The following is a 20,031-nucleotide window of genomic DNA, read 5'->3' as shown; positions in this document are numbered from 1 at the left end:
GAATTCCTACGAACCCGATGCCGTCGGATAGTAATGCCTCCCTCCGGAAGCGTTGCACACCACTGGCGAAGCGACATCAGCGCTTGTCGCGATCGAGTAGTCATTTGACGGTTCCCACCACCGCCAGAACTTCCAGAATGGTGGCGACTTGTGTAGCGGGCACCTCGGGGGGTATCGAATGTACAGATCCTTCCCCACAAGCACAGGCGACCAGTCCGGCTGCTCCGTTCCGAAGAGCGCCACGAACTCCGCCTGATCCTCCAAGTTGTACTCCAGAAGATACTGCTGCACCGCCGAATCGATCTTCGTCATCGTCTCCTGGCACGAGTTCCGAGCCGAGGTCTCGCGAGGACGAAACAGGTAGGAACCGAGACCATACGCAAGAAACCCGATCAGAAACAAGCCACCCAAAATCACCAGCCCCTTCACGAGCCACGCCCACACGGGCGACTCCAACTCAGGCTTCTTCATCCGGTGGATGTTCACAACCTCCTCCTGCTCTTCCCCCTTCGTGTTCTTCGTGCCTTCGCCCGCGCCGCAGCGTTTCGCGAAGGCGGGTGGTGAACTTCTACGAACCCGCCACGGGTGCAGATGCAGCAGCCCCCGGATCAATACCCAACAGCATCGGCACAACGATCATCGCGAGCAACACGGCGATGACGATCAGGATTTGCTTCTCCGTCCGTGACAAAGGCCCGGCGGCCAGGATCTGTTTCATCGAATCTTCTCCGTGATTGCACCCATCCGTCGCCCCTTTCTCTCACCCACTGTCTATAAAAATCGTCGTCCCCCGACAAGCTGATTGTTCTACGATCCTGCGAACGCCTTCATTCGGTGCGATTCAATCCCCGGGTTGCAGATCACGACAAGATGCCCATCTTCGATACGCAGGCTGAAGTCGCTTTCGCCATGCGAGGGACCCATTGGACACCTCGGATTATATCGCATGAACTTCCCTGGCCCGACCAGCTTCTCGCTCCACTGGGATTGCTCCGTTCCCAGGATCTCCATAGCCGTATCGAGGTCTTCAATGCCTTCCTGCTCCATGAACTGGAGAACGGAAGAATAAATGGCATTCTGATTCTGGATACATGACTTGATGATCGCTTGGCGCCGTTTGTAATCGCTGCGGATTTCATAAACAGAAACTGCCAGGCTCAACAGAAATAGGGAGAGGAGAAGCGCGAGGACGTATTTCCTCCAGAACCGCCGCGGACAAGCGGGTGGCATCTTTGGTTTGCTCGGCCTCGCCAATGTCACTCCCCGTTTTGCATGAGTCGACTCAATCGCGCCCAACGCCATTCTGAGATGGGGCAATTGCGATTGGGTCTTGCGGAATCGTGAAATCCTTACCCTCAAGGTGATAGAAGAACCTTCGATGCCCTGATCTCTGACCTGCTGGAACGGTCTCCATTGATCGCATCAACTCCCCGTCGTACATGAGCCAGACGCTCACAATGTCATCTGAATCAAGAAGCAAGGTCAGGCTTGATGGGTAATCATAATCAGCCAGATACAGGTCGCGATATTCCGATTGAGTCAGTGCTGAATGCCCATTTGCGCCTGGGTAGAGAAGAATCAGCGTCTCCGTCGTGCAGAACGCCTCGATCGGATAGTCCAGCCGATCTTTTTCTCGAGGCTCCCACTCGGATCTGATCCTTGACGACAAATCACAGAGATCCTCCTCTGAGGAATTGTAGCCGGAAGATATTCTCCATCCAAGATGCGCGATTTGGCTCATAGCCCTGCGAAAGACAGGGGCAGGGTGGGGCTTAGGCACGACAAGAGGGAGGCACACAAATACACCGAACACCAAGCCGGCCGCTGCTAGAACTGTGGCCACTTTCATGGATCGTCGCTTCAGACTCAATGTGACTCTCTCTTCCTGCCGTCTGGGTTTCCGAGCATACGAGCACAGGATACTCTATTCATCGAACGTCATCTCCATCCGGCCGAAAGACTCCCCCTCGCTGGGTTTCTGCCGTAACCGTCCTCGCTGGGTTTCTGCCGGCTCTAAAATCCTACACCCAATTCTTGCGATCAAGATTGCGGTGAGAGAGAAGTGTCCTGTCGTCGTTTTGCCCGCAGTGGATTGCGGAAGTAGGGCGAGTAACGACTCCTTCAGCAGAAAGAGGGCGATGATGCTCTACGCGTCCTCCCTGGTTCGAAATGCTCCTCAGGCAGATCTATGTTGGAGCCTCCTCAGCACCGAGCACAAAGACAGCGTCTTCCTTCTGATATGTCTTCGTGAGGAGCTCGTCTGATGCAGCAAGTAGCTGATCCCAACCTTCATCATTCAGTCTTCTCATATGTTCCAACTCGAGTTTGCGCCGATCAAAAACCCAATACTTGAGCGATGGCAGTAAGTACCGAATCAAGGCAAGCCATTCGGCATAGTTGATAGCCAGAGGGTTTCCCTGCAACAGAGAGATTTTCCCTGCATTCCCTGCACAGGCGATAGCATGCGCGGACAGAAGCATACTCCGGTATTTGGGGTTATCGGCGAGGAGGAATTTGATCTCCCCCTTCTCGACATAATGCCGAATCATGATATATGCGCGAAGGATGATCTCAATAGTGGCGGGAGTAATGCTCATCGTCATGAAATGCCTGAGATCATATCCGTGATGGTACATCCATCGAGTCAGATCACTGATGGTTCTGGACTTTCCGGACGGTCCAACAAAACTTCCACTATTGAGGGCGCGTAAAACGGAGGAAAACGGAATCGGCAACCCCTTCTTTGTGAAAGCGTCCGATAGCAAGTGCAGGATCTGTATAATGATGGATTCCGTCAGTCCAAGGCCGGGAGTTCCCGCCACTGACTCGGAAGTAATTGTGCCCCCCTTTATAGTCGTTGCAGTCCCTCTGAAGATGTCCAAGACACCCACAATCAACCCGATGACCGGATCATGTCCAAACGTATCAATTCGATGGTTTGGGCCACCGGTTCGATCATACGGCACTTTAGCCAGTTCCAACCAGTCCTGGACGTTCTTGGGGAGGCGTATTTCATGGAGACGTTTCGTTATGACGCTTCCCTTCTGCCCTGCAAAGATACCTGATGTCATGTCAGCAGGAATGGTGACGAGAAAGCAATCGGTGAGGAACGCAAGTACTCCTGCTGCTCCAACGAGGATGTAGTCCCACTTGTCCCAGCGATACTGTTCCGAGTAGGACTCGCTCTTGAGAGAAGCGAAGTCGTCATCCGTAAGGAAGGCCTCCCAGGGAAGAATCAACTCGGTCTTATTCGCAAGGCAATAGGCCTGGCTGTCACGAACGAACTGGTTCCAGTTGCTATATTGGAAAGCTTCAATCGCCTTACTGTGGGACTGCCTCGAACGTTCTGCCCGCTCAAGAAGTGCTTCATCGTCTTCCCAGCCGGCCATGTCACTCGCTTCAAGGAGATGGGCATTCTCCTCGATTCTATTCATGGCTGTATTCAGATCTCTCAGTTCTTGTGCTTGTGAACTTGTACAGGCCAACTCATCTTCGATGAGCGAAAGCCGTTCTTTCACACGATCCAGCAGGTGATGCTGGGCCGTAAGAACTTGCCGCAACTCAACAACACAGTCATGATGTGTCATCGAAGTCTCCTACACGTTGGCTTTCTTCTGCTCAAGAATTCGATTCAGAGAGTTCATTCGTGCACGAAGGACCCTGATCATCTCTCGATTTGCCTCGCTTTCCGCTGCCTTCTCCTCCATCGCCGCAATGCTCTGAAGTACACCATTGATCGTATCCTGTAAATTCCTGATCACACGCTGTGCCTTTTGCTCCCGCTCCTCTCTCAACTTCTTCTCCTTGGTTGCCCTTGAGTCACCCAGGGCCTTTCTCAATCCAAAGTAGACGGCTGTCCCAATAAGGACGGCCACTCCGATACCTGGTACCATTCCAACTCCTAGACCAACGGCGGCCAGTCCTGATGTGATTCCTGCCGCGCTCAATCCGACCACAGAACCACTGAAATAGACGGCAGTAATAGGAATACCCACGGCAGCAAGTCCACTTGCGGCACCCTTCAAAGCCCTCTCGGCGTTGTTGTCATCGACTCCCTCCCGTGCGATGCGCCGAGAAACCTGGACAAAAGCAATGATCGCTTTCTGCTGCTCATTCGTCACGATCAGACGCCTGCAAACTTCATCCAGGAACTTCTCCTCTTCTGGTGTTATAACGTCATCCGCTAGCAGAACCTCGATAATCCTGACAGCCACTGAATAGCGGAATTTCTCTGATCCTCTTGCGATTGTATCAAGCATCGCACCGGCTTCGGGAGGCTTGATGATGAATCCTCGAACCCTTTCCCTCTGAGATTCATTGAGCGTTGACAATTCGAGCGTTTCGAAAATGCTGGTCAATTCATCTTTGTCTATACTGCCATCAGTCTCTGCTGCGGCGAAGTTCAGTCCGTAGAAGGCAATGAGTTGATCACCGGAGACCTTTGTGAGATCAAACGACTCAGACATGTTGCGATTCCCTTCGCGTTCTATAGGAACGAATGATAGTGTACTTAACGGTCACTCAAGCGTGAAAAGAGAGCTAGTCGACTGCTGGCAACATTCCCCTTCCGTTGTTAGGCTGATAGAAGCAGAGGTAATCCGGGGACCGGACACTCTATTCATCGATCCTCATCTCCTCTGGCCGGGAGACTCCTCCTCTCTCGGTTCCCGCCCCTGCGCCAAAATCCTACACCCAATTCTCGCGATCGAGGTTGCGGTATTGCACCGCCTCGCTGATGTGCTCGGCGGAGATCGCTTCCGCGCCGTTGAGATCGGCGATGGTTCTCGAGACTTTCAAAATCCGATCGTACGCGCGGGCGGAGAGGTTGAGGCCCTTCATTGCCTGCTCGAGAAGCTGGCGACTTTCCGGCGAAAGCGCGCAGTAGCTCTTTAGATCCGCGCTCGTCATTTGTGCGTTGCAGAACATGCCGGGGCGATTGGCGAAGCGTCGCGTCTGTACCGTGCGCGCCCGATTGACGCGTTCGCGTACAACGCGGCTCGGTTCGCCGGGCTTGCGATTGTGAATGTCCTCGATCTTCACCGGCGCCACGTCGACATGCAGATCGATGCGATCAAGCAACGGTCCGCTGATGCGCCCCATGTACTTCTGTATCTGCATCGGGTTGCAGATACAGCGCTTTTCGGGATGCGTTGCGTAGCCGCACGGGCACGGATTCATCGCAGCAACCAGAATGAAGCTGGCGGGAAATGTGAGTGACATCTGCGCGCGGCTGATGTGAACGACGCGGTCTTCGAGCGGTTGCCGCATGACCTCGAGCACCTGGCGCGAGAACTCCGGGAACTCGTCCAGAAACAAGACCCCGTTGTGCGCCAGGCTTACTTCGCCGGGGCGCGGCATCACGCCGCCGCCGACCACGGCCACGTGCGAAGCCGTGTGATGCGGCGAACGAAACGGCCGCGTACGCACCAGGCCGTTACGCGAATCGAGTCGGCCGCTGATCGAGAAGATCTTCGTCGTCTCGATCGCTTCTTCGAATGTCATCTCGGGCAGAATCGACGGCATGCGCTTGGCCAGCATCGTTTTGCCGCTGCCTGGTGCACCAATGAGAAGGAGATTGTGTCCGCCGGCGGCGGCGACCTCGAGCGCGCGCTTCGCGTTTTCCTGCCCGCGCACATCTTCCATGTCGGGCAAATGCAACGCGCGTTCGCCATCGCGATCCGCAGGAGGCGGTGGCGGCGTGGGAGACAGCTCGGCCTCGCCGCGCAGGAATCCAACCGCGTCCGTCAGCCGGCGCACGCCGTATACGGGGAGGCCTTCGACGTAGGCTGCTTCGGCGGCGTTCTCCTCCGGAACAATCAGGCCATCGAGGCCCTCATTGCGCGCACCGATCGCCATCGGCAGCGCGCCCGAGACCGGCTTCAATCCGCCATCGAGGCCCAACTCGCCGAGGGCGGCGAATCGCCCGGCGCGCCGTGCATCCAATCGCCCCGTGCTGGCCAAGACGGCGAGCGCGATACTCAGATCGAGATGGCTGCCTTCCTTGCGCACATCCGCCGGCGCGAGGTTCACCGTGATGCGTTTCTGACTGACGGCATAACCGGAATTCTTGAGCGCCGCCTTCACGCGCTCGCGGCTTTCGCGCACCGCGGCATCGGCCAGGCCAACAATGCTCCACGTCACGCTGTCCATCGAGTTGACGCTGACGCAGTCAACCTCTACCCGAACGAGAAGGGGATCGATTCCAAACACGACAAAGGATGGGAGACTCGCGTGCATAACGTGTTCTTGAAGCCAATCACGCCGGTGCGCAAGGGAAAGGGCGGACGCCGCAGCGCCCGCCCAGGATTTCTTGCACTTCCGGCGAAGGAGATTAGTAGAGCGCCCCGTTGGTGCCGGTGTCTGCTGTTTGGTGTCTCTTCTCGGAGGTCGATTCAGTGGTAGGAAGACCTACGCGGATGACCGGCGGCCTGCCGCTCCCTGCCTCCCCCTGATTCCTCCTTGCCACCCAGCGCCCCGATTCCGTACCCCTTAGCGCCACAGATTAAGCCTCAGGTGACATGGAAAATGGCCGAAAACATCTACGATCCAACGCAAGTCGAATCCAAATGGCAGAAGTGGTGGACGGAGGCCGGCACGAATGAAATCGATGTGCACGCCGCAAAGGACCCCTACTATGTCCTGATGATGTTCCCCTATCCGTCTGCAGAGGGCCTGCACGTCGGCAACGTGTACGCCTTCACCGGCGCGGATATCCAGGGGCGCTACCGTCGCCTGCGGGGCAAGGATGTCTTCGAGCCTATCGGTTTCGATGCGTTCGGCATCCACAGTGAGAACTACGCCATGAAGGTCGGCCGCCATCCGCGCGAGTTGATCCCAAGCAACGTCGAGAACTTCCGCCGGCAGCTCCGCATGATGGGCTTCATGTACGACTGGCGCTACGAGGTCGATACGACCTCACCGGAGTACTACAAGTGGACCCAGTGGATCTTCCTGCAGCTTTACAAGCACGGCTTCGCCTATCGCGACACCAAGGAAGTCAATTTCTGCCCGGCGTGCGGCACCGTGATCGCCGATGAGCAGAAGAACCCCGACGGCACCTGCGAACGCCACGGCGACACGATGGTGGAACGCCGCAAGATGCCTTGCTGGTTCTTCCGCATTACGGCCTTCGCCGATCGTCTGCTGGACAACCACGATTGGCTGGACTGGTCGGAGACGACCAAAACGGCACAGCGCTTCTGGATCGGCCGCAGCACCGGCGCGGAAGTCGACTTCCAGGTCGCCGGTACCGACGAGAAGATCCGGGTCTTCACCACCCGTCCGGACACGCTGTTCGGCGCCACGTTCATGGTTCTGTCGCCGGAACATCCTCTGGTCGACAAGATCACCCTCCCGACGAAGCGGGACGACGTCGCGGCCTACAAGGCTGCCTGCGCGAGCAAGACGGAAGAAGAGCGCACGACGGACGAGAAGGAAAAGACCGGCGTCGACATCGGGGCGCGCGCTATCAATCCGGTCAATGGCCAGGAAATCCCCATCTTCATCGCAGATTACGTTCTGATGGGCTACGGCACGGGCGCCATCATGGCGGTTCCGAGCGGCGATCATCGCGACTTCGCGTTCGCCACGAAGTACAATCTGCCTGTCGTCCCGATCATCGCCCCCGAGTTTGGCAATTCCTTCGATGATCAGCAGCTTTCCGGCTACGCGGGCGAACTCGGCAAGCAGCCGACAGCCGACGAGCTTGCCGGCGTCCGCGCCGCCATCGAGGCCGGCAACGCCTCCTGGTCCGGCTCGGGCATCATGATCAACTCGGCGAACGAGGAGATCAGCCTGAACGGCTTGCCGAAAGAAGAGGCGATTCCCGCCATCACAAAGTGGCTGGAAGGTCGCAACGCCGGGACGTCATCGCGCCAGTATCGCCTGCGCGACTGGGGTATCAGCCGCCAGCGCTACTGGGGACCACCGATCCCTGTCGTTTATGATGAAGAAGACAACGTTCACCCGGTCCCCGAGGACCAGTTGCCGGTCACATTGCCGGACTTGGACGACTTCCGCCCGAAGGGCGACGGCCGCGGCCCGCTGGCGACCGCCGAGGACTGGGTCAACGTCGAGATCGACGGCAAGAAGTACCGCCGCGAAACGGACGTGATGGACAACTTCCTCGACAGCGCCTGGTACTATCTCCGCTACCCATCGGCCCGCGATGCCTCGCAGCCTTACGATCCCGAATTGATGAAGAAGTGGCTGCCCGTCGACCTGTACGTGGGCGGCAACGAGCACGCCGTGCTCCATCTGCTCTACACGCGCTTCATCTGCATGGCGCTGCACGAGGCCGGCGTCCTGGAGATGGGTAACGACCCGAAGATGAAGGATCCTGCGGAGCCGTTCCGGAAGTTCCGTGCCCATGGTCTGCTCGTCAAGGAAGGCTCGAAGATGAGCAAGTCCAAGGGCAACGTGGTGAATCCCGACGAGTTCGTCGAGCGGCACGGTGCCGACACCCTGCGCATGTATCTGATGTTCCTCGGGCCGTATACCCAGGGGGGCGACTTCCGTGACAAGGACATCATGGGCATCCGCCGGTTCCTGAATCGTCTGCACGGCTGGTACTTCGACGAGAAGCCGGCTGCAGGCGAGATGCCGAAGGAGTCCGCGGTCAAGTTGCACCAGACCATCAAGAAGGTGACCGAGGACTTCGAGAATCTGAGCTACAACACGGCGATCGCGGCACTGATGGAACTGCACAATACGCTCCGTACCGGCGGAGCAGTCGATTCCTTCGCCCAGACCGCGTTGTGTACGATGCTGGCGCCGTTTGCGCCGCACCTGGCCGAGGAGATCTGGCACGAGGCTCTGGGCAATGAAGGAAGCGTCTTCCAGGCCGAGTGGCCCACTTACGACGAAGCCCTGACCGTCGCGGATACCGTGGAGATCGCCGTCCAGGTCAACGGCAAGGTCCGCGATCGAATCATGGTCCCGGCCGGCGCCTCCAAAGATGAAATGGAGAAGGCAGCCGTGGCCACCGAGGCCGTCCAGAAGCCGACCGAGACCGGCGCTGAAATCCGCAAGGTCATCGTCGTTCCCGGGCGACTGGTGAACGTCATCATCAAGTAACCTCGACTCTTCCAGACAGGCGATTCGAAGGGGCAGATCCGGTGTGATCTGCCCCTTCTTCCTTTCGATCGAAGACAACGAAGTCGGATGGGATAAAAAGTGACCGGCCGCCTCGCGAAGAGGCGGCCGATCGATACTGCTGCGTGAACCACTAAGTGGTCAGGATTATTCCTTCACGCGCCAAACGTCACCCTGCGAAACGGTGCCGTTCGTCGGGTCGTAGGTGTAGGCACCAATGCCCGTGCCCGAGCCTTCGCCGGCAAGCAGAACGGTGGAGGGCTGGGAGACGGAGCTGATGTAGACGGACTCGACGCCGGCTTCACCGGTCTCGCGGACGAGGTTCGTGCCGTCGCCGTCAGCCGGAACGGTGATGTCGCCATTGTTCCACTGCAGGTCACCACCGGCGGCCTGGTCAGTGTCCGGGCCCCAGGAGCCAAGAATCCAGCCCTGGTTGTCACGGAAGTAACGGAACGTCAAGCCACGGGTATCGGCGAACGGGTCGACGAAGTAGCTGGTGACGTAGGCGATCGGGGTGGTCAGGGTGGAAAGATCGGGCGCCTGGCTATTGCGAAGCTGGAAAGTACGGCCAGCAGAATTACCCGAAGCGATGAGGGCGCTGTCGGCGGACTCGTTGAGAGTCAAGGTCATCGCGGGATAAACGTTGTTGTCAACGTAGTAGGACTCAATGGCGGTGGCCAGAGAGCGCTGGTCAGACTTGACGCGCGAGACCTTGGAGCGCACCTGCGCCTCCAGGAAGTTCGGCACGGCGATCGCGGCCAGAATCGCGATAATCGCGACCACGATCAGAAGTTCGATGAGGGTGAAGCCCCGAAGTTTCTTCATGGACTGTTCTCCCCTTTCTTCAGTTTTGGAATGTCTGCTCACCACGGAGCAGGTTCGAGTAGGGTTGTGCATCCATCTCGTTGGTGAGGCCGAAGTGGTCAAGTCAAAACCCGGAACGATTGTGAGGGTTTTTCGAGTCCTCTCAGGAGAATAGTGTAAGAATTTGCACTGTTATCCCGAGAATGACAAGTCCTAGAAGGAATTTACCCCATCGACGACCCGTGTGATGCCAAAATCCCTTTCCTATCCCTTGCTCCAGCAAGGAGATTACCAAGGCGACGAGGAAGGTCAAATAAATCGCTGTACCGATGTAGATGAGTCCAGAGGTCATGATGCTTCCGCCTCCTCGGCAGCCTCATCTGCTTCCCCGTGGGAGGGGTCGCCCGCCAGCAGATCGTACAACCGCACCGTGGCGAAGTAGTTCAGCCCGCCAGCCACCAGCAAATGAAAAGTCCCCAGATCGGCGTAAGCCCAGCCGGGATCCCGCAGCAGCAGGCCCGCCAGCGGCCCGCCGACGTGCTGGACCGCCAGCAGCAAGAGCGTTCCCCCACCGTGCCAGATTTGAACGAGGAAAGAGAGTACGGCGACAATGTTGAACGTCGGGCTGCCCCAATGGAAGGAAGGCAGGTTCGCCGTGCCGTGCAGCGCCAGTCCCAGGACAAAACACCCATTGAGCAGCGCGAACAGAAGCCACCCCCGCCGATAGTCCTTAGCGAGCAGGAACCCCGCGCCCGGCACAAGCCAGTTCACGAGGCAGTAGAGAAGAGCTACGGGTACTGATTGCCGTTCCATGTGGCCTTCTGGCAGAGTCTCAGCCGGAAGTTGCAAATGCTGCTCCTCACGGGGGACCCAATGATCAAGACTTTGAGACGCTACGCCATGACCCATGAGGGTCAACGGCAAAACCGGATTCCGTCACTCCGGATAGTGCAGATGCTTGCGATGGCTGTGCTTATCGCCACACCTGCTCTCTGTCAGGAAGACGATGTGCATCGCACCCTGATCCAGGTGCCCAGCCGCGTCGTCTCGGTGGGGCAAGCACATGGACTGATCTTCGCCTGCCTGGGTTTGGAGGGAGTTGCCTGGTTCCCAACTGACATCGATCCGTCACAGCAGGCGGTCACCAGCCGCCCCGAGTGGCCGACTCTGAACATTCTCGAACTTCCGGATGACCGAGTTCTCCTCTCCGGACGCGAGGCGCGCCTTCGCGTCGTTCGCATCACGGAAGAAAAAGAAGTCGAGTTCTTGTACGACTGGGAGTCCGAGGGCCTGTGCAATGCATCGGCTATCCGAGGGAACACCCTTGCCGTCGCCGGGGGTGGAGCAGGGGTCTCCTTCTGGGATTGGCCGGATCAGGCGACCAAGCCCAAGCTCGTCGGGAGATACCCATTCAACGACTACACAAAGCGCGTTCATTTCCTTCGGGATGACGTCCTCATCGCGGCAGACAATTACGAGACCGGCCTGCTGGTGCTCGATCCATCCGTTCCCCTCAAACCCAAGGCGCACACGGTCTTCAACGTCCGTGGCTTCTGCGACTCTGCCGCGGCTATCGGCAACGTCGTCTTCGCCACAGATCGCGTGCGAGGCACACAGGTCATTCGCCTGGGCAAGAATCCCACAGACGTAGAACCAGTGGGCTACATCCCTCGCAGAGCCCCCTACGATGAACGCGGGATCGTGCAACACGTCACTTCCAAAGGCTCCGATCTCCTGATTGCCGAGGGCCACGCCGGACTACGGTGGTGGCATACCGCCGAAAACGAATTCGGCTTCGAGGAAGTAGCAACCTTCGACGGATTCGAAAACGTCGTTGAGGCAATCTTCCTGGACGAGAATCGGATCGCTGCCGCGGACTTCACACGCGGCGTCGTCATCCTGGAATTCGATCGCGAAGCGCTGCTCAACAAGCCTGCGAACTGAACGCGCAGGATTTACCACTCTCAGGAAATGCAAGAGCCCGGAGCTGTTCGCTCCGGGCTCTCGCCTGCACTCCCCAGGCAAAGGGGTAGATGAGGGTACGCGTTACTGGGACATGATGATGACGGAGTAGGGGCCGATTCCAACGTTGCCGTTGTAGCCCATGCCATCCTTGGCGCCCGAGTAGGCCGTGGTGTTGTACGAGTTCCAGTTGCTGAAGTCGCTCGAGTAGCCGTTCCAGTCGCTGTTGAACCGCACGTACCAGGTGCCGCCCGACGGGAAGCCGATGTTATAGCTCGACCAACCCTGGTTCTTGAAGTTGGCAACCACGATGACGTCGTCGCCGGCTCCACCCTGGTCGTAGCGATGGAAGGCGATGATCTTGTCGCTGTTGTTGACGTGGAACACGTTCACACCGTTGCCGCGCAGGCCGCGGGTGTTGTTATACCAGTTGCGGCGCAGCTTGATCATGTCGGTGTACATGGCCTTGATGCCGCTGTAGGTGCTGTCCTTGCTCCAATCGAGCGGATCCGCATCGCTCCAGAAGCCATCTTCCAGGAATTCCTGGCCCATGAAGATCATCGGGATGCCAGGAGCCGTGAAGACCATCGCGGCACCAACCGTCGAACGCTTCTTCGAGTACCAACTGCCAGCGTTACCGGGCCAGATCTCTTCCGGAACGCGGCTGTGGCCGTTGTTCACTTCGTCGTGGCTTTCCGTGTAGATGACGCGCTGGAAGGCGCTGCCGTTGTAGTAGTGGGTCAGGGCGTCGCGCACGGCGTACATGTCGCGGTTGTTGTCGTCGCCTTCGATCACTGCGGTGCGAATCGGGTGAACGAAGCCGGCATCCCACTGGGCGTCGAAGCCTGCGCCACCGGCGCCGGTGTCCTTGGTGATGTACTCGTTGTTCTGGAGGTCCTCAGCGATGGAGATCTTCCAGCCGGCGTTCGAGTTGATCTCATTGTTGATGTACTGCATCAGGCTCCAGCCGTCGGCGATGTCGCCGCCGCTGCCGTTGTTCTGCGTGCGGATGTTAACCGTCGAGTCCCAACGCAGACCGTCCAGGTGATACTCGTTCAGCCAGTACAGCGCCGAGTCCTTCAGGTAGGAGCGCACTTCGCCGCGGCCGTAGTCCGGACGAGACCAGCCCCACGGGGTTTCCTTCTTCCAATCGGTGTAGAAGTAGATGCCGCCGTTGCCGTAGCACTCGCCATCGTAGCACCAGATGGGAATGTCGGACTCGGTCGGGCTTGTGCCCATGTGGTTGTAAACGACGTCGTTGATGACGGCGATGCCGCGCTTGTGGGCTTCGTCGACCATCGTCTTCAGATCCTGCGGCGAGCCGTAGGCGGTTTCCGGAGCGAACTGCGAGTGCGGGTTGTAGCCCCAGCTCTGGTCGCCGGGGAACTCGGTGATCGGCATCAGCTCGATGCAGTTGATTCCAAGGTCCTGCAGGTGGTCCAGCTTGGCGGTCACGCTGTTGTACGTGCCGACCGCGCCGCCGGGCGAGTCGTTGTAGGTACCGACGTGCATCTCGTAGATGACCATCTCATTCCAGCTCGGCGACGAGTAACCGGTCGCCGTCCAGTTGAAGTACGGGTCCATGACGATGCTGTTGCCGGCCGAGTTGGTCACCTGGTGCGCCTGGGCGTCCTGGCGCCAGAAGGTTCCGTAGCTCGGGTGGGTGATCACGTACTTGTACTGATCGTTGATCGAGGCGCCCGGGACGTCCACTGACCAGTGGCCGTTGCCTTCGCTGGCCATCGGGTTGGCGGAGGAGCTCCAGCCGTTGAAGTCGCCCGCGACTGCAACTGCAGAGGCGTTCGGTGCCCAAACGCGGAAGCCGGTGCCGCCGCTGTAGACGAGAGCACCCATGCCACCGTGGGCGGAGGGCACCGGGCCGCTCGGGCCGCTGTAGGTACCGGTCACGACGACATCGTCGATGCCCCAGCCGTCGGAGGACAGCGGGTAGTTGTCGTACTGCTGCCAACGGACGACCGTATTCGCACCAAGAGTCTGGCCGAGGTTGGCCGCTTCCTGGGAGAGGTTGATCGTGTAGGAGTACCAGGTCGATCCCGCGGACGGCATCGTCCAGGATGTCTTGGCGAACGTCGATCCGTTGCCGGCCAGATAGATGCCATCGCTGGAGTGCGACTCGTCGCCGACGTTGCGCAGGTAGAACGTCATCGAAACGTCGGTGTAATTCTCAAGGTTGAGGCCGAGATCCAGGCGCGTCGTCGAGTAGTTGCCGCCGCTGACCGAATCGTCCAGCGTCACGCCGTAGGAGCCGTTCTTCTTATAGGAGCTGCTGATCTGCACGCGCCACTGGTTCGTGCCGCTGGAGGACCAGGCGCTGCCGAGGCTGCCGGACTCGAAGTTATCTGAGAAGATCGTGTCGCCGCCGCCACTGGGCGTCGGGGACGGAGTCGGCGAAGCAGTCGCTGTGGCCGTCGGCGTCGGAGAAGGCGTCGGGGACGGAGTCGGCGAGGTGCCGGAGACCGTGGCCGTCAGGCCGTATGCCGCTGCCGAGTAGCCATAGACGCTGATGTACCAGCGGCCCGTCTGGAACGCCGGCGAAGAGCTGCTGTTGACTGTCACCGTCTCGTTGGAACCGCCAACGTAGGGGCGGAAGTCCCAGTTGCTGAGATCCGGCTGAGCGCCATAGCGAACGTACAGGTCGGCGTCGCCGCTGTCCTGAGACGTCATCGCAACAACGAGCTGGGTGCCGGAGTTGGCGTCGATGTAGTAGTGTTGCCATGCGTGGTAGGCAACCGAGCCGCTAACGCCTGTGCCGCTGGCCAACGCACCGCTGCCGCTCGTGGCGGTCGGCGAAGGCGTCGGAGATGGCGAAGGGGAAGGCGACGGGGTCGGCGAAGTTGTGCCGGAAACCGTGGCCTTCAGGTAGTAGGAAGCGGCCGAGTAGCCGTTCACGCTGATGTACCACGTGCCGGTGGAGAACACCGGGCTGGAACTGCTGCTGATGGTAACGGTCTCGTCGCTACCGTATAGGTAAGGACGGAAGTCCCAGCTCGACGAAGTCGGCTGGTAGCTCTTCCTGATGTACAGATCCGCGTCGCCGGATCCGTTTGCCGTCATCTGGACGACCATCTGCGTGCCGGAAGGAACGCTGATGTAGTAGTGATTCCAGCCGCCCGAAGAGACGGAACCACTGACCTGGACGCCGCTCGTCAACGCTGTCTGCGCGCACACGGGTGCGGCAGCAGCGAGAAGAAGCAACGCTGCCAGGCACGACATTAAATACCGAAGCTTGTGACTCATGAGGGGTACCTCCAGAATGTACCACATTCGTCAGGGGGTGCGAATGCTCGATCGAAGCCGGTTCGGTGGAAAAGTTTCTCTCCCTCCGGTCGAATCAACTTCCAGAGGTTTCCCGACAGGCCTTTTCCCTTGGGGGCCAGCTTCAATGCTTACCTTTTGGAGTGCTCCAAATGGAAAGTCAACCATATGGTAGGGCATGTTTTTTTGAAAATATCCGAGCGGGGCGCGCAAAACCGCTAAAATTCGCGAAATTATGCGCTTTATAGGTTTTATTGATTATTTTTTCGGCGACGGGTTTTTTGGCAAATATGACAAGGAGCGCATAACTCTTATGACACGACCGCTAAAGCTCCAATTGCCAATACTACATCTCCGAGTCGGCGCTGCACCGCCCGGCCAGGCGCTCGCGTGAAAGCGCTCTCACTTCTTTGTCCCCGCCAAGGTACAGCATGCACATGTCCCGGAAGTACAGATTTCTCATCCAGAGATTATCCGGGATCGGAGTGGATGGGTCCTCTACGCGGTACTCCACGATCGAGACCCCAGTGTCGCCAATCCCCCAGCGACGCGTCTCCGTCCCTCCTTCCGGAATTTCCGGAACGGGCGAATCGATATTTTTTGGCGCTTCGAAGTAAGGGGAGTGCAGCAGCCATCGCAGATGCGGGTCCGGCGCGGGATTCGTCCAGGCCCGTGTGTCCTGACTGATCACCCAATCAAGACTGGTTTCGCCGAAGAAGAGATCGGCAAAATACTGTGTGTGAGTGTGTTCGAAGTAGGCGTCACGATCCAAGCCTGCCTCTCCGAGCAGAATATCCTTCACGGCAAGCACGGTGCGCGTATTGGGGACGCAGTTGGGTCGCGTGTAGACGCTCATGCGGCCGCTGCGCTCCAGCACTTGTATATAGAGGATGTCGAACACAACGTGCGATGCGACCATGCCCGCCGCCAGCACGAAGACAACGCGTCGGCTCAGGAGGGCTCTCCCCCACTGCATCCCCAGCCCTGCCAGCCACACGATCCCAAGGCCCGAAGTCATAAAGGGAAGGGGATACGAAACAACATAGTAGCGGATGGGAATCAGGGCCGGCGGTTCCCCTGCTTTGCCGTGGAAGTTGAAGAAGGCAAGCGCCAGTGGCGGCGTCAGTTGCCACAAGATCATGATCAGGCCTGCGAGCATGCGATTCCGATCGCTGTCGGTGCGGCTCTCTTTGCCCATACGCCAATAGCGCACGATCCAACTTCCCAACAGCCCCATTCCGGCCAACCAGAAGACCAACTGGATCTTGCCGTACGCATTGATAACCTTCGCGAGCAGCATCTTCCGCGGCCCGATCCAAGTGTCGCCAATGTACGGAACGATCGAGAGATACTCGAAGCCAAGGGCGGAGCGCTCGTACATGTCGAGCTGCAGGTGATAGAGGAAGTTCCGCGGCCCGTTCGGATTGAAGGACCAACGCTCAAGGGCGCCGCGTCCGCTGACGGGCGCCTCGACTAACTCCTCGACGGTCTTCTCCTGCGCGGTGATCTCGTGGATGATCAGCGGTGAGAAGAGCACGAGGATCAGGGCTCCGGACGCCGCGAGGGGTTTCCAGCGAATGCCGGGCTTCGCCAGTGCAATCGCCGCAATCGTCGGCACAAGCAGGTGCAACGCGGAGAAGTGGAACTGAAACGCGAGACTGATGAAGAGCACCACCGTCACCAGGTGCCAGCGCTTTCGCCCGATCGTCAGCGCGAACAATGCCATCAGCGCCGCCGTCGACATCAACGGCAGGAAGCAAGGGTTCCAATTGTAGCGAAGCTGGGCGATCTCCAGCGGAAACGCCGCATAAACGGCCGTCGTCCACAGGGCCGGCCATACGCCGAAGTAACGCCGGACAAACCACCACACGATCCCCAGCAGAATCGTATTCACGATCCCGATCATGATCGCGAGCCCCAGCGGGCTGGTGCTGAACGCCATCGGGATCGCCGAGATGATATACATGATCGGCCCGAAGGCTCGGCCGCCGTACTGCAGCTCGCTGCCGAGCAGGGGGAACTCGATCCCGCGCAGCAGAAGCTGCGAGCGGTACAGGTCTCGGGTGGTGTGAATGGAGAGATAGCTGAGGTCCGGATCGTAAAGCCGCAGCACGGCCGCCACGAGGAGAATCCCCGCCAGGAGGAACCATTCGAACCGTGCGATCTTGCCGGGACGAATGGGAAATTCGCCTGAGCTCAATAGTGATGTCTGGGATTCGGCCATTCCGGCTCCTCTCGCGCGGCCAAAGCTAGTTTCACCGTTTCCGCACTGACAAGGGCCATTTCGCCCCAAGATCGGGCGGACCTCGCATCATCTCCGAGGTTCGCCTTGATTTGTTGCGCCGCTCGGTTTCACTTGCCGCGGGAGTTTGACGACGATGGATGCACGAACACGCGAAGTCCTGGAACTGGACGCGATCCTGAATGAACTGGCCGGTCAGGCGCTCTCGCCGCTCGGGTCGGAGTACATCCGCGCCCTGGAGCCGGCAACGGATCTGGAAGAAATCGAGGGGCGGCTCGCGATCGTTCGCGAGTTCATCGCGCTGCTGGAGGTCAACCGCCGCGTGCCGCTGGCAGGGCTGGTGGACGTAACGGAGTTGCTGGCCCGCGCAGACGTCGAAGGCTCGGCACTGGACGCCGAGGACTGGCCACAGCTCCGCAAGTTCCTGACGGTGATCGCGAATCTCGTCCACTTCGCCGACGAGAACGACGAGGACTACCCGCACCTGGCGGACTACTGCCGTCGGCTGCACCCCAACGCGGACCTGCGGCACGCGATCGATCGCGTGTTCGACGAGAACGGTCTCGTGCGCGACAATGCCTCGCCGGAACTGGCCAAGGCGCGCGGACAGTTGCGCCGCGCCGAGCACGCTCTCGAGCGCACAATGAACCGCATCCTCGGCAACCTGCGTGGGGGCACAGTGCTGCAGGATGACTTCTCGACGATCCGCAATGGGCGCCACGTGTTGCCGGTGCGCGCGGGATCGCGCGGCAAGATTCAGGGCATCGTCCACGGCACCTCCGCATCGGGCGAGACGCTGTATGTCGAGCCAACCGAGGTCGTCGAAAGCGCCAACGAGGTCGAGCTCTGCCGCGAGCGCGAGAAGCTAGAGATTCACCGCATTCTGCTCGAACTGACCCGGCTGCTGCGTCCGTTCATCGAAGAAGCGAACGAGGACCTGACGACCCTCGGGGTCCTGGACGGGATGGGTGCGCTGGCGCGGAACGCCTTTCAGCGGGGCTGGAAAATCCCGGTGCTGTCGAAGGGCGCCGCGCTGAAGCTGTTCGACGCGCACCACCCGATGCTGCACCTGACGCGCGCGGCCAGCAGCGTCCCTATCGCGATCTCGCTGGTGCCGGGGGATCACACGGTGATCCTCAGCGGCCCGAACGCTGGCGGGAAGACGACCGCCATGAAGACGTTGGCGCTCAGCGCGATTCTGCTCCAGTGCGGGAGCCCCATCCCAGCGTCGCCCGACTCGCGACTGCCGGTCTTCCGCGGTTTCCACGCCGACATCGGAGATCAACAGGACCTGGAAGAGGGCATCTCGACCTTCTCCGGTCACGTGCGCCGCATCCAGAACATCCTGCGCATCGCGGACGATCGATCGCTGGTTCTGCTGGATGAACTCGGCACGGGGACCGATCCTGCGGAAGGTGGCGCGCTGGCCCAGGCGATCCTGGAGGACTTTGGCAAGCGCGCTGCGCTGACGATCACCACCAGCCACCTGGGCGGCGTGAAGAAATGGGCCGGCGAGACGGAGGGCGTGCGCAACGCGTCGTTCAGCCTCGACCCAAACACGCACCGGCCGACGTATCGGCTGCGCCTCGATCTGCCCGGCGCGAGCGAAGCCCTCTACATCGCGGAGAACGAGGGCCTGCCGAAGCGCGTCCTGGAGCGCGCTCGCAGCCTGGTCGGCGACCAGCACCTGGCCATGGGCGAGTTGCTGCGCAATATCGAGGAGCGCGAACGCACCCTCGGCGAGGCGCTGCGCGATGCAAATGCTCGGGCGAAGGCACTGGAGGAGCAGGAGCGGACGGCGCGTCGGCACGCAGATCAGTTACGCGACGAGCGCAAGAAGCTGCGTCGCGAGGCGCTCGAGCAGCGCGAGTCCGCAGCCCGGGAAGTCCGCGAACGCGTCGAGCGCATGATTGCCGACCTGCCGGGCGAGGAGGAACTTCGCCAGCGCAAGGATCGCCTGGCCGAGGCTCGCCGTGAGCTGGTACGCGAACAACACCGCATCGGCCAGGAGCGCGACCTGCTTGAGAAGACGGACGAACGGCCTGCATCCGACGTCGAATCCGGCAAGCGTGTCTACATCGCTCCCTTCGGCGCGTGGGGCGAAATTCTGGAAACCTCGCGCGATGGCAAGCGCGCCGAGGTGCAGATGGGCGCGATGCAACTGAGCGTCGCCACGTCCGACTTGCTCGATCACGAGCCGGAAAGCCCATCGCCGTTGGTCGAAGAGAAGGATGAGAAGGCCGAGGATCCGAAGTCGAAGGGCAAGCGCAAGAAGAGCCGCAAGGTGAAGGCCGCGCTCGAGGTGATCGAGAAGCTGCCGGCGGATCGCGGGCGCTCGACACGCCACCGCGCGATGTCCGGCCCGAGCGGCACGGTCGTCCAGAAGGGAGGCAGCGGCGGGATCAGCCTTGAGCTCGACCTGCACGGCTTCCGTGTCGAGGAGGCGCTGGCGGCTGTGGACAAGTACCTGGATCGCGCGCTGATGGCCGACGTGCCGTACGTCCGCATCAATCATGGGACCGGCACGGGCAAGCTCTACCGCGCCGTGCACGACTACCTGCGCAGCTATCCGTCCGTGAAGAAATTCCGCTTCGCGACGCCCGACGAAGGCGGCGGCGGCGTCACAATCGTCGAGTTTTGAAGGTTCCGCGTCT

The 20,031-nt window shown here is 59.8% G+C and carries 14 protein-coding genes; 3 read left to right on the top strand and 11 right to left on the bottom strand.

Features of this window, described 5'->3' with window-relative positions; translation table 11 throughout:
- Nucleotides 1-6: 6 nt before the first annotated feature.
- The 7 genes from KQI84_09925 to KQI84_09895 all read right to left on the bottom strand — a co-directional run bounded on the left by KQI84_09925 (nt 7) and on the right by KQI84_09895 (nt 6,237).
- Nucleotides 7-486, bottom strand: a complete 480-nt coding sequence (locus KQI84_09925; GenBank protein ID MCB2155194.1) for a hypothetical protein — start codon at nt 484-486, stop codon at nt 7-9.
- Nucleotides 487-568: 82 nt separating this feature from the next.
- A complete protein-coding gene (locus KQI84_09920; protein MCB2155193.1) occupies nt 569-718 on the bottom strand; it encodes a hypothetical protein in 150 nt (49 codons plus the stop codon).
- An 89-nt stretch (nt 719-807) separates the two neighbouring features.
- Entirely contained in the window at nt 808-1,230 is a 423-nt protein-coding gene (locus KQI84_09915; protein ID MCB2155192.1) for a hypothetical protein, read from the bottom strand.
- A 52-nt stretch (nt 1,231-1,282) separates the two neighbouring features.
- On the bottom strand, nt 1,283-1,849 hold the full coding sequence (locus KQI84_09910; protein ID MCB2155191.1) for a hypothetical protein: 567 nt from the start codon (nt 1,847-1,849) through the stop codon (nt 1,283-1,285).
- A 337-nt stretch (nt 1,850-2,186) separates the two neighbouring features.
- Nucleotides 2,187-3,587 (bottom strand): hypothetical protein, encoded by a 1,401-nt coding sequence (locus KQI84_09905; GenBank protein ID MCB2155190.1) that lies wholly within the window; start codon nt 3,585-3,587, stop codon nt 2,187-2,189.
- Between the two features lie 9 nt (nt 3,588-3,596).
- On the bottom strand, nt 3,597-4,466 hold the full coding sequence (locus KQI84_09900; GenBank protein MCB2155189.1) for a TerB family tellurite resistance protein: 870 nt from the start codon (nt 4,464-4,466) through the stop codon (nt 3,597-3,599).
- Between the two features lie 220 nt (nt 4,467-4,686).
- A complete protein-coding gene (locus KQI84_09895) occupies nt 4,687-6,237 on the bottom strand; it encodes a YifB family Mg chelatase-like AAA ATPase (protein ID MCB2155188.1) in 1,551 nt (516 codons plus the stop codon).
- A 288-nt stretch (nt 6,238-6,525) separates the two neighbouring features.
- Here KQI84_09895 and leuS point away from each other — a divergent pair, with 288 nt between their 5' ends.
- On the top strand, nt 6,526-9,075 hold the full coding sequence (gene leuS, locus KQI84_09890; GenBank protein ID MCB2155187.1) for a leucine--tRNA ligase: 2,550 nt from the start codon (nt 6,526-6,528) through the stop codon (nt 9,073-9,075).
- Between the two features lie 165 nt (nt 9,076-9,240).
- Here leuS and KQI84_09885 read toward each other — a convergent pair whose 3' ends face one another.
- Entirely contained in the window at nt 9,241-9,918 is a 678-nt protein-coding gene (locus tag KQI84_09885) for a type II secretion system protein GspG (GenBank protein MCB2155186.1), read from the bottom strand.
- 327 nt (nt 9,919-10,245) lie between these two features.
- Entirely contained in the window at nt 10,246-10,710 is a 465-nt protein-coding gene (locus KQI84_09880) for a hypothetical protein (GenBank protein MCB2155185.1), read from the bottom strand.
- Nucleotides 10,711-10,851: 141 nt separating this feature from the next.
- Here KQI84_09880 and KQI84_09875 point away from each other — a divergent pair, with 141 nt between their 5' ends.
- Nucleotides 10,852-11,841 carry a hypothetical protein gene (locus tag KQI84_09875; protein ID MCB2155184.1) on the top strand — a complete coding sequence of 330 codons (990 nt, stop codon included), beginning with the start codon at nt 10,852-10,854 and terminating at the stop codon, nt 11,839-11,841.
- 102 nt (nt 11,842-11,943) lie between these two features.
- Here the strand turns inward: KQI84_09875 and KQI84_09870 are convergent, their stop codons facing one another.
- Both KQI84_09870 and KQI84_09865 read right to left on the bottom strand, forming a co-directional pair.
- Complete coding sequence (locus tag KQI84_09870) at nt 11,944-15,117, bottom strand: pre-peptidase C-terminal domain-containing protein (GenBank protein MCB2155183.1); 3,174 nt, start codon at nt 15,115-15,117, stop codon at nt 11,944-11,946.
- Between the two features lie 364 nt (nt 15,118-15,481).
- A complete protein-coding gene (locus KQI84_09865) occupies nt 15,482-17,359 on the bottom strand; it encodes a glycosyltransferase family 39 protein (GenBank protein MCB2155182.1) in 1,878 nt (625 codons plus the stop codon).
- Between the two features lie 154 nt (nt 17,360-17,513).
- Between KQI84_09865 and KQI84_09860 the strand changes: the two genes are divergently transcribed.
- Nucleotides 17,514-20,018: an endonuclease MutS2 gene (locus KQI84_09860; protein MCB2155181.1), complete on the top strand. Its 2,505-nt coding sequence runs from the start codon at nt 17,514-17,516 to the stop codon at nt 20,016-20,018.
- The last annotated feature ends 13 nt before the right edge of the window (nt 20,019-20,031 follow it).

The organism is bacterium (genome assembly GCA_020444065.1).
GTDB lineage: Bacteria > Sumerlaeota > Sumerlaeia > SLMS01 > JAHLLQ01 > JAHLLQ01.
The sequence above is the reverse complement of the archived record's forward strand: the minus strand, read 5'-3'. Positions and strand labels throughout refer to the sequence as shown.